Origin of the sequence: Oceanobacillus senegalensis, from assembly GCF_900176885.1 — a bacterium.
In the GTDB taxonomy this organism is placed as follows: domain Bacteria; phylum Bacillota; class Bacilli; order Bacillales; family Amphibacillaceae; genus Oceanobacillus; species Oceanobacillus senegalensis.
The window spans coordinates 3,950,440-3,959,980 of sequence record NZ_LT839648.1 but is presented as its reverse complement, the minus strand read 5'-3'; the positions used below and the strand labels follow the sequence as shown (position 1 = coordinate 3,959,980).

At 39.8% G+C, this 9,541-nt stretch carries 9 protein-coding genes; 5 read left to right on the top strand and 4 right to left on the bottom strand.

Annotated features, from left to right (window positions below):
- The 3 genes from CAO17_RS19125 to CAO17_RS19115 form a co-directional block, all read right to left on the bottom strand.
- Positions 1-762, bottom strand: a 762-nt coding sequence (locus CAO17_RS19125) for a glycosyltransferase family 4 protein (RefSeq protein WP_085994088.1), incomplete at its 3' end; no start/stop codon positions are given.
- Positions 763-1,179: 417 nt separating this feature from the next.
- Positions 1,180-1,911, bottom strand: coding sequence for a glycerophosphodiester phosphodiesterase (locus CAO17_RS19120; RefSeq protein WP_085994087.1), 732 nt, complete (start codon positions 1,909-1,911; stop codon positions 1,180-1,182).
- A 742-nt stretch (positions 1,912-2,653) separates the two neighbouring features.
- On the bottom strand, positions 2,654-3,730 hold the full coding sequence (locus CAO17_RS19115) for a glycosyltransferase family 4 protein (RefSeq protein WP_085994086.1): 1,077 nt from the start codon (positions 3,728-3,730) through the stop codon (positions 2,654-2,656).
- A gap of 356 nt (positions 3,731-4,086) precedes the next feature.
- On the opposite strand from CAO17_RS19115, the gene CAO17_RS19110 reads away from it, so the two are divergent.
- The 5 genes from CAO17_RS19110 to CAO17_RS20825 all read left to right on the top strand — a co-directional run bounded on the left by CAO17_RS19110 (position 4,087) and on the right by CAO17_RS20825 (position 7,905).
- The gene (locus tag CAO17_RS19110) at positions 4,087-4,488 is read left to right on the top strand and encodes a hypothetical protein (RefSeq protein WP_085994085.1); all 402 of its coding nucleotides are present in this window, start codon (positions 4,087-4,089) and stop codon (positions 4,486-4,488) included.
- Positions 4,489-4,609: 121 nt separating this feature from the next.
- Positions 4,610-5,350 (top strand): threonine/serine exporter family protein, encoded by a 741-nt coding sequence (locus CAO17_RS19105; RefSeq protein WP_085994084.1) that lies wholly within the window; start codon positions 4,610-4,612, stop codon positions 5,348-5,350.
- Positions 5,351-5,362: 12 nt separating this feature from the next.
- A complete protein-coding gene (locus CAO17_RS19100) occupies positions 5,363-5,800 on the top strand; it encodes a threonine/serine exporter family protein (RefSeq protein WP_085994083.1) in 438 nt (145 codons plus the stop codon).
- 256 nt (positions 5,801-6,056) lie between these two features.
- Entirely contained in the window at positions 6,057-7,538 is a 1,482-nt protein-coding gene (gene zwf / locus CAO17_RS19095; RefSeq protein ID WP_085994082.1) for a glucose-6-phosphate dehydrogenase, read from the top strand.
- Position 7,539: 1 nt separating this feature from the next.
- On the top strand, positions 7,540-7,905 hold the full coding sequence (locus CAO17_RS20825; RefSeq protein ID WP_143833783.1) for a hypothetical protein: 366 nt from the start codon (positions 7,540-7,542) through the stop codon (positions 7,903-7,905).
- 189 nt (positions 7,906-8,094) lie between these two features.
- Here CAO17_RS20825 and CAO17_RS19090 read toward each other — a convergent pair whose 3' ends face one another.
- Entirely contained in the window at positions 8,095-9,069 is a 975-nt protein-coding gene (locus tag CAO17_RS19090; RefSeq protein WP_143833782.1) for a nuclease-related domain-containing protein, read from the bottom strand.
- Between the last annotated feature and the right edge of the window lie 472 nt (positions 9,070-9,541).

The following is a 9,541-nucleotide window of genomic DNA, read 5'->3' as shown; positions in this document are numbered from 1 at the left end:
AATGATTGCAAATGTCGTATCTAGGATCGGAACTCCTAAAATAATAATCGGAACAATCAAGGAGAAGACCGCAACATTTTTAAATAGCCCCATTACTGCTAGTGAACTAATCATATATCCTAAAAATAAGGATCCTGTGTCACCCATAAAAATTTTCGCAGGGTTAAAATTATATTTTAGAAATCCTAGTGTACTTCCTAGCATCATAAAGCCTAGTAAAGCTACTGTTGGATTCCCCATCGAAATCGCTAGCCCCGAAAATGTTAGCAAAACAATGGAGGATACACCTGCAGCTAAGCCATCTAAACCATCTATTAGATTAATAGCATTGGTAATTGCAACAATCCATAGAATCGTTAGTGGTATGGCAAAATATCCAAATTCCACAATATTACCGGCTGGTAGTGTAATGAATTCAATTTTTATTCCACCAAGAACTGTAATCAATGCAGCTAATAGTTGACCCCCGAGCTTCATTTTAGCAGAAAGCTCTTTCATATCATCAATAATCCCAGTTATCACAATAATGAGACCACCGACTAGAACGGGCCAATATTTTAATACATCTGGAAAAAAGGCAAGAACTCCAATCAGAAATCCACTATAAATGGCCAATCCGCCCAATCTAGGCATTAATTTGGTATGTACTTTTCGATTATTTGGTTTATCAACTGCTCCCACTTTAATAGCAAATTTTATCACAAAAGGCGTGATTACCAATGTTGCCATAAATGTAATCACCAATGCGACGATGAATTCCATTTGTATCCCCCTATTTAGCTACAAATTATTCACGTTTCCTATCTTTCTACTAATCTTAGACGTTATGAAAATCAAAATGTTACATCTCTTTTTTTAAAATAAGGCTCGTATCCTTTTATCTCATATGAATTATAATCCATTATTTTTTAAAAAGCAATTAGATTCTCGCATAGTAATCAAATTGTTAAAAAGCGTTAAACTAGGTTAATAGCGACGCTTCTTACGCGCTTGATTGTATAAAACTAGCGTGCATATCTCCGATGTGGGCAGTTCAAAAGTTACCATATTTTATAAAAAACCCTAAAGAGCTCGTGGCAAACTCTTTAGGGGTGGGCAACATATTTAATAATCTTATTCTATAAAATGAAGTTGGGAAATATACCAACACAAGTCATTCCGTTTTTAACGGATAACCATCTATATCCCAACCTGCTCAAATGAATCTTCCATCAGACACTTTTTGGCTTGAAACCTTTCCAATTCATCCGTGGTAATCAGTACAGAAGGAAACTGCATCGTCATCCGCTCCATTTGATCCACTTCATTCACCGTCCAGGCAATAACTTGGACACCGAGTTCTTCGCATTTTTTAACATGCTTTTCTTTGATCGCAGTGTGGCGAATCGCAAAATACTTTGCGTCGAGATCTTTTAGCAAACGAAAATGGGAACGCCTTACCTTATTTACTAATGGTCCAATTTTTACTTCAGACGACATGCTCCTTAGTTTAGCCAAGGCCTTGAAATGGAAAGAGATAATGTAAACCTGATCCATCATATCCATTCTTTGAATCACTTCATACACCTTTTCCTCCAGGTTGTCATATAAATCGGTATTTTTTAATTCGATGGAAACGATGATTGTATCTTTCGCTATATGTAACACTTCTTCTAAACTCGGGATTTTTTCATTTGGATGGATGGCAAACTGTTTCAACTCTTTTAACGTCAAATCACGGATTTCCCCTACTCCATTTGTCATTCTATCAATCAAGGCATCATGCATGACAACAGGAATGCCATCTTTGCTTAAGTGGACATCAAGCTCCATGTGGGTAAACCCTAAATCAATCGCAGCCTGAAACGCGGATATCGTATTTTCTGGATATTTTGCAGAATAACCTCTATGCGCAATTCCTCGGATTTTCATAAAAGTCTCCTCTCATTGGAAAGCTTATTTAACTTCAGTATAGCGATTTATTGTTAAATTCCTGTGAAGGGAAGTTGAAAAGTCTGTAAAGATGGACGGCTTGGTTGGTAAGGGGAGGGCTCTTTTCTGCGCGGTCTGTCGCATAGCTCATAAGGATAGAATAAATCAAACGTTTGTTTCATTATTATTGTTTTGCTTAACGGGGGTACCCTTTGTTTCTTATCGGGGTAGCAGCGGGGCCCCTACTTTATCGGCCATCACCCTGTTTTATCGGCACTCCTTATCATTTATCGGCGATCCTACCCTTTTATCGGTGCTCCCACATTTTTATCGGCTTTCCCATCCTTTTATCGGCACTCACCCTCTTTTATCAGCTTTCCTACCCTTTTATCGGCGATCACCCGTTTTTATCGGCTTTCCCATCCTTTTATCGGCACTCACCCTTTTTTATCAGCTTTCCTACCCTTTTATCGGCACTCTTCCTGTTTTATCAGCGTTCCTTTCAATTTATCGGCGCTCATCTTGTTTTATCGGCACTCACCCGTTTTTATCAGCTTTCCTACCCTTTTATCAGCACTCCCCTCTTTCATCAGCGCTCCTCGATAAAAGTAATATAAAAAGAGCCCATTCATCCCCCCAAACAAAGGAGGAATGAACAAGACCCAATGATCGTTCAACCAACATGGATACCGTCATAAAATCTATTTAAATGTAAAGAGCGCCCAACTACTCGAAACGATTGCTACTGTGTCCTCCGCTTTCCTCTAAAAATTTTATCCAGCGTACTTATCATTGGCTTTCTTCCAGATCCCACGGTTCCAGAAACTTCGGCAAATAAATGCAAAAGCAAGATAACAAAACCAAAGACGATCAACAATGTCGACATGCTGGCATTCGAAAATAAAATCGCCAGCATCCCAAACAATGCACTAAACATATAAATGATAAGAACGGTTTTCCGATGGGAGAAGCCTGCTTTGAGCAATTGATAGTGAACATGCTTATTATCGGCCTGCATGATGCTTTCATTATTAATGGCCCGGCGATAAATGGCAAAAAGCGTATCAAATATAGGTACGGCCAAAACAATAATGGGAACAATAAAGCTAAAAAAGGTAAGATTTTTAAATAGACCAAGCATGGATATAACGGCTATCATAAATCCGAGAAAATTCGAACCGCTGTCCCCCATGTAAATTTTGGCTGGGTGAAAGTTATGAAATAAAAAGCCAATATTCGCTCCAATCATGGCAATACAAAGTACTGTGACAATCCATTGCATATCAATGATGGACATAATAAATATACTAATTAATGCAATAGTCGTCACACCAGATGCCAGACCATCCAATCCATCAATTAGGTTGATGGCATTCGTTATTCCAATCACCCAAACAACCGTAACAATCACACTTAAGAGACCAAGCTCGACCACACCGAAAAAAGGCAAGGTAATCCGGTCAATGAATAAACCAGATGACACTAAGAATGAGGTCGCAACGAACTGACCTGTCAGCTTTACTACAGGTGATATCGTGTATTTATCATCAATGGCACCTGTAATCAGGATGACAATGGCACCTATCCATATTTCCGGAAGATAGTCATGTTCTGGCCTTAAATAAAGCACACCTAAGAAAGCACCCAAAAATATGGCCAGTCCACCTAGCCTGGGCATGACCTTTTTATGGATTTTCCTTTGGTTAGGACGATCCACTGCGTCTATTTTGATAGCAAACCATTTTACTGGATACGTTAATAAAAACGTCCCCAAGATAGCAATACATAAAGCAATGACAAGTTCAACATAATTAATCATACCATTCTCCTATACGTCGAAAACTCGCATTCGACAAATTTCAGGAATGACGAAACATCGAAGGTAGGGTCCCATTCCCTTTTTTAGTCATACCAATAAAGTGAATCTTCCATCTGCGGGGGGTCTTTCATCCTCCACCAGGAATGATTCCCCTTAACCTACGATAAAGATTCGATAATCATCTAGATGCATCACGTACCCTTAGTTTTATCCGATATTCATAAAATTATTTTAAAAAAGATATAATTTCTATAAAATATTGTGTTTTTTACGCTGAGCTTTTACAAAACCTTTACCAAATACCTATTTCTTCTACTCCCTTCCTATGGTATGTTAATCAAGAAAGGAGAGGTGTCATGATATTTTTACCAACGTTAGCTGCGGTTATCGCGGTGCTTGGTATTTTATTTAGTTTTAAACGGGCAGCGGATGGAATAAAAAATGATCCGGAAAATCTGGAGAAGTATCAACGCAATCTTTTCATTGGCGCGGCTATTAGTGAGACCATTCCTATCGTTCTTATTGTTTTAGGTTTCGCCAATTTACAATCTGTTTCATCCATTAGTGAATTATATGTACCCATGACCATCATTATTGCGCTCATGGTGTTTGCCATTATTTATATCTTTTTGCAAACGCGTCTAGATGTCGATAGCCATCTCAAACTTAAATTAATCACGTTTGGATATACGGCTATGGTGCTTGCTACAGCCATTCCTATCATTGCTATGATTCAATTATTCTTAATGGTTCCATAGGGAAAGCTCCGGAAGTCTTCGCTTTACTTGTAGTGAAGGCTCTTTTCATTTACTTTCCTTCCATGCTTCGAGCCTTTATAATATATAAGAAATTAAAATGGGTAGGCGGTGATTCATTTATATGGAAAAATCCTCGATTGAAAGAGTATGTATGCTAGCGGGGAAAATTATGCTCGTGAGTGGTGCAGAGACGTATCGGGTGGAGGATACGATGGGGCGGATTGCCGCAGCTTATGGGGCAACCAATGCCCAAGCCTACGCTACACCTACTGCCATCAACTTTTCCATTAATATGGAGTCTGAAACAAAATTTTTACGAATAACGAAGCGATCGACAGCAGATTTACATAAAATTGCAGCCGTGAATAGCGTTTCCCGTCAGGTTACAGCCGGTGAGCTTAATTTAGAAAATGCTTACGCCCAATTGAAAGAGGTTGAAAATGAGATTCTCTATTCTTCCTGGCTACAAATTATTGCCGCATCCTTTGTCAGTGGTTGCTTTGCCATCATGTTTGGTGGGACATGGGAGGATTTTCTTCCAGCGCTTGTGGCTGGTGGACTCGGCTTTGCAGCAATGATTGGATTGGAGCGTTTTCTAGACATCCGCTTCTTAGCTGAGTTTTTTGGCGCATTTGCAACAGGCATCACCTCCTTCCTTCTCCTAAGCAATGGAATCGGCGCATCCCTGGATAAGATTATTATCGGTGGGGTTATGCCACTCGTACCGGGGCTTCTCATCACGAATGCCGTTCGCGATTTAATGTCCGGACATCTGATAGCTGGTCTATCCAAAGGCGTAGAAGCGCTGTTAACGGCATTTGCCATCGGGGCCGGAATTGCTGTCATTTATGCGTTTATGTAAGGAGGATCAAACATGGTGATTTTATCACAACTTGTCACGAGCTTTATTGCATCGGCTGGATTTGGGGTCCTTTTTAATGTCCCTTTAAGAGCCCTGGTTCAAAGTGGGCTTGTCGGCATGTTTGGTTGGATTTTATATTATCTATTAGTAGAACAAGGGATGGATACGGTTCCCGCGACTCTTTTCGGGGCAATGCTCGTGTCGTTATTAAGCTTTCTTAGCTCAAAAATTTACAAAACCCCGATTATCGTTTATACGGTTTCTGGCATTATCCCACTTGTTCCCGGTGGCGTGGCCTACAATGCGATGCGTAATTTCGTAATCAAAGACTATTCCCTTGCGATTCAGCTTTCCACTCAGGTTATTCTGCTCGCAGGTAGCATTGCGATTGGGTTAATGTTCTCAGAGGTCATCAACCAGATTGTGAGGAAGGTTATTGTGAGGAAGTAAGGTTTGAGGTAAGTAGAATGTAGGGAGATGGACTTATAGAAATTTCTCTTTTCTGGTATCGGTTTTCGATTTAATTACTTCACCCTTTTCGCTCTGCTTCCATCCTTAAGCCCCTATCCTTCCTTTTTATTTATCCGGTCAGCAAATTAATAAAATATTCAAAATAAACTTTTATTTCTTTCCCAACTTTCAATATTTGATATAAAATTCAGTTTTCATTAATATAGACTATATATATTCGTGAGGGGGGATTCAAATGGATGAAAATATTCGACCAAAATCGGTCATCGTAATATTTGGGGCAACTGGAGATTTGGCAAAACGTAAATTGTTCCCTTCCATCTATAATTTATATAAAAAAGGCAAACTAAGCGAGAATTTTGCCGTGGTAGGATTAGCACGCAGACCTTGGACAGATGAAATTTTACGTGAAAATGTAGAACAGTCTATCAAGGATGCTAAATCAACGGATGAGGATAAAAATTTGGCTGATTTTGTTTCCCATTTTTATTACCGCTCCTTTGATGTAACAAACGATGCTTCCTATGACGATTTAAACCGATTAATCATAGATTTGGAAGGCGAATACCAAACAGAAGGCAACCGCCTATTCTATTTAGCCATGGCGCCAAACTTCTTTGGTTTAATTGCGAAAAAATTAAAAGAATACGGATTAAAAGAAACGAGTGGTTGGACACGCCTCATTATTGAAAAACCATTCGGTGTCAACCTGGAAACCGCGAAAGAGTTAAACAATGAGATTCGCCAGGCATTTGATGAAAATCAAATTTACCGTATCGACCACTATCTTGGAAAAGAAATGGTACAAAACATCGAGGTAATCCGCTTCGCCAATGGGATTTTCGAGCACTTATGGAATAATCAATTTATATCAAATATCCAAATTACAGCGAGCGAATTACTTGGTGTAGAGGAACGTGCACGCTATTATGATGAATCAGGGGCAGCTCGTGATATGCTGCAAAACCATATTTTACAGATGGTTGCACTTCTTCTGATGGAGCCTCCTATCAACCTAACAACCGATGAAATCCGCTCCGAAAAAATCAAAGTGTTACGTGCACTTCGAAAAATCGGGCCAGAAAAAGTCGATAACTACTTTGTACGTGGCCAGTACGATTCCGGTGAAATAAACGGAGAAGCAGTTCCAAGCTACCGAGAGGAAGACGAAGCATTAGCTGAATCCAGCACGGAAACCTATGTTGCCGGAAAACTTACCATCGATAATTACCGTTGGGCAGGCGTGCCAATTTATGTTCGCACAGGTAAACGACTGGCTGAAAAAACCGTAAATATCACCGTTCAATTTAAAGATTTACCAATGAACCTGTATTATAAATCAGATAATGAACGTCATCCGAATTTACTATCTATCAATATTCAACCTGACGCTGGGATTACGCTTGTCATTAACGCCAATAAATCAGGCGCTGGCTCCCTAGCTGAACCAATTGAGTTATCCTATAATCAAAACGAAGTGCCAGGAATTAATACACCAGAGGCATATGAAAAATTATTGTATGACTGCACGATTGGCGATGCAACGAACTTCACACACTGGGATGAAGTAGCCCTATCTTGGGAATTCGTTGATCCCATCTTAGAAGCATGGTCAAACAGCAAGCCAAACTTCCCAAATTACAAATCCGGATCCATGGGACCCAAAGAAGCAGACGAACTTCTAGAAAAAGATGGTTTCCATTGGTGGGACCTTTAAGATGCATGATAAAAACACCGCACAAAGAAGTGCGGTGTTTTTTTGGGTTGGTGATGCTTATGGTTTATTAGGCGGGCTCATTGTTTATCGGCTTTCCACTTGGTTTATCGGCTTTCCCTTTCATTTATCGGCGCTCCCCTTATTTTATCGGCACTCCCCCTTGTTTATCGGCTTTCCCTTCATTTATCGGCACTCCTCCCTGTTTATCGGCTTTCCCTTTCATTTATCGGCGCCTCTTCCTGGTTTATCGGCGTTCCTCCTGGTATGTCGGCTTTCCCTTTCATTTATCGGTACTCCCACTTGTTTATCGGCTTTCCCTTTCATTTATCGGCGATCCTCCTGGTTTATCAGCTTTCCCTTTGATTAATCGGCGCTACCCCTTGTTTTATCGGCACTCCTCATCGCTTATCAGCATTCCTCCCGGTTTATCAGCGCTCCCCCTCTTATCAGAACTCCCTTCAACAACTCAGCATGAATAAAAAAATGTCCCGTTTAAATTTCAAACGGAGATATTTTTTTAATGAAATATTGTTTCAGATGTATTTCTAGCAATTGGCTATTCCATTATGTTATACCCTAGCTTATATCTCATGCCTTTTCCCTTTCCAATATGGCTTATACATTCTTGTTGGAGTATCCGTTTCATAATATAGGGTGAGGAAATATTTAGAAATGCCCTGGCAGCACGGTTAGTTATCCAGCACCCAATCAGCAACTGGTAATCCAATAATGTAAATCTGTGCGCATCAATGGAATAATGATGACATTGCGTACAATACCATTTTCTTTTACAACGGATCATTGGTAGGGAACGACATTCAGGGCAAAAAACTCCTTTTAATAAGTCATTGGGGTGGAGGTGATATTTGTCTAGAATATTATTGGAAGGTGGATGATCGGAATTTTTTAATAAATGAGCGACCTCATCCTGCTGTCTTTTTGATATAACCTTCTTATCATACTTCTTTTCCAACTCCTGAATTCGAAAAAGAAGATTAGAATTATGTATCACTTCATTGGGAATATGCACATGTGGTGAGGAGGGTTTTATGATGGTACTTGGAAAGCTAATAACTGCTAGAATTTCAATAGGGATATTGGGGACACCTTGTTTGCGAAGCCATTGATATAAACGAAATGCCTGCGTTCTTGCTTGGGGTACCGGATGATGATAACCCTTTTCTTTTCCTTCGTAGATACGTGTGACTTGATCGTTTTCTCCAAAAATAACAGTGCCCAGCCAGTTCTTCACTTCAACAATAAGGATAAAGTTTTGAGAAAGTAATACGGTATCCATTTGGAAATGACCATTATTGTCGGGAAGTCTTAAATTATGCAAGATTAAGTACTGCTTTTTATCTAAAAACCCTAATGGATAATCGACTTCTCTTTCCCCACTTACCTCGGCAAGCTTAATTTTCAAATCGGTTTGCACTTTCTCTTTCATTGGATGACCCGTTGGCACTCTAGCATCCAATGCTCTTAAAGCCATAACCTCTTGATTCTTGTGCCGTGGTTTTATAATGTTCAAATCAAACACTCCCTTCTTTTTATAAATAATTAATACGACATGATACAATCAAATCCCTCTTATTTTTGTAAAATTTTGTTGAAAATTAGAGAAACCTGTATTTATTCCTTTTCATTTATTAACTTTTACTCCGTTTATCAGCTTTCCTCCTGATTTATCGGCACTCCTACTTGTTTATCGGCGGTCCCATTGATTTATCGGCACTCCCACTTGTTTATCGGCGGTCCCATTCATTTATCGGCTCTCCCACTTGTTTATCGGCGGTCCCATTCATTTATCGGCTCTCCTACTTGTTTATCGGCGGTCCCATTCATTTATCGGCACTCCTACTTGTTTATCGGTGTTCCCATTGATTTATCGGCACTCCCACTTGTTTATCGGCGGTCCCTTTCATTTATCGGCACTCCCACTTGTTTATCGGCGGTCCCTTTCATTTATCGGCACTCCCACTTATTTATCGGCGGTCCCTTTC

What these genes read in the sequence shown, in the direction of transcription:
- CAO17_RS19120 (WP_085994087.1), bottom strand. Translation starts at nt 1,911, where the DNA reads ATGAAAATCCGAGGAATTGCGCATAGAGGTTATTCTGCAAAATATCCA.
- CAO17_RS19115 (WP_085994086.1), bottom strand. Translation starts at nt 3,730, where the DNA reads ATGATTAATTATGTTGAACTTGTCATTGCTTTATGTATTGCTATCTTG.
- CAO17_RS19110 (WP_085994085.1), top strand. Translation starts at nt 4,087, where the DNA reads ATGATATTTTTACCAACGTTAGCTGCGGTTATCGCGGTGCTTGGTATT.
- CAO17_RS19105 (WP_085994084.1), top strand. Translation starts at nt 4,610, where the DNA reads ATGGAAAAATCCTCGATTGAAAGAGTATGTATGCTAGCGGGGAAAATT.
- CAO17_RS19100 (WP_085994083.1), top strand. Translation starts at nt 5,363, where the DNA reads ATGGTGATTTTATCACAACTTGTCACGAGCTTTATTGCATCGGCTGGA.
- zwf (WP_085994082.1), top strand. Translation starts at nt 6,057, where the DNA reads ATGGATGAAAATATTCGACCAAAATCGGTCATCGTAATATTTGGGGCA.
- CAO17_RS20825 (WP_143833783.1), top strand. Translation starts at nt 7,540, where the DNA reads ATGCATGATAAAAACACCGCACAAAGAAGTGCGGTGTTTTTTTGGGTT.